This window comes from Streptomyces sp. NPDC051133 (assembly GCF_040682635.1).
Taxonomy (GTDB): Bacteria; Actinomycetota; Actinomycetes; order Streptomycetales; family Streptomycetaceae; genus Streptomyces.
Genome location: NZ_JBFBBK010000257.1, coordinates 1 through 1,087, shown reverse-complemented (window position 1 = coordinate 1,087; position 1,087 = coordinate 1). Strand labels below are relative to the sequence as shown.

General features: G+C 69.7%; 1 protein-coding gene. It reads left to right on the top strand.

Annotation, left to right across the window (positions count from 1 at the left end):
- Nucleotides 1-80 precede the first annotated feature (80 nt).
- The coding region (locus tag AB0N17_RS46865) for a transposase (protein WP_366017752.1) at nt 81-1,087 on the top strand (1,007 nt) is incomplete at its 3' end.

Here is a 1,087-nt window from a genome sequence, read left to right as displayed (position 1 = left end):
AGGGGTGCGGGGCGGCCCGGCATGATCGTTGGTGCGGTCGTTCTGTCTGCTCCGGCCGTAGGGGGGTCGGTGTAGTGTCCATGCGACCGGGGGGATTGCCGCCTGTTCCTGAAGAGACCGCCAGGACGGCTCGCGCCGCCTTCCCCGGTGGCAGCCTGCCGATGCGCCTGCGTGACCACCTTGCCGAGGTCTTCGACGACTCGTTGTTCACCGATGCGTTTGCCGACCGTGGGGCTCCCGCTCAGTCCCCGGCGCTGCTCGCCCTGGTGACGGTGCTGCAGTTCACCGAGAGCCTCACCGATCGGCAGGCCGCGGACGCGTCACGGGACCGTCTGTCGTGGAAGTACGCGCTGGGCACGGAGTTGTCCGATGCCGGCTTCGATTTCTCCGCGTTGTCGAGGTTCCGTGCCCGGCTGGTCGGGCATGGCCTGGAGCGGACGCTCTTCGACAGGCTCGTCGAGCACTGCCGTGAGGCCGGGCTGATCAAGGCCGGTGGCAAGCAGCGCACCGACTCTACCCACGTGATCAGCGCGGTCCGTGACCTGAACCGCACCGAGCTGGCCGGGGAGAGTGTGCGGGCCGCGCTGGAGGCCCTGGCGGTGACGGCGCCGTCCTGGCTGGCCGGGGTGATCGATGTCGCCGAGTTCGCCGAACGCTATGGGCCGCGCGTCGACGGCTGGACCATGCCGGGCTCGAAGACCAAGCGGGACCGGCTTGCCCAGGTCTTCGGCCAGGACGCGCTGGCCGTGTGCCGGGCGGCCTGGTCCGACACCGCCCCGGTGTGGGTCCGTGAGATCGAGGCGGTGGCCCTGCTGCGGCAGGTACTGGTGCAGACCTACAGCATCCGTACCGATGCCCGGGGGCGGGAGGTGATCAAGAAGCGGGACGCCGACGACGAGGGCGTCCCGCCCGGCCATATCCGCCTGGCTTCCCCTTACGACCCCGATGCCCGCTGGTCGGCCAAGGGCGACGACCTGTTCTGGATGGGCTACAAGGTCCACCTCACCGAGACCTGCGACACTCCCGCCGAAGCCGAAGCCGAAGCCGAAGCCGAAGCCGAAGCCGAAGCCGAAGCCGAAGCCGAAGC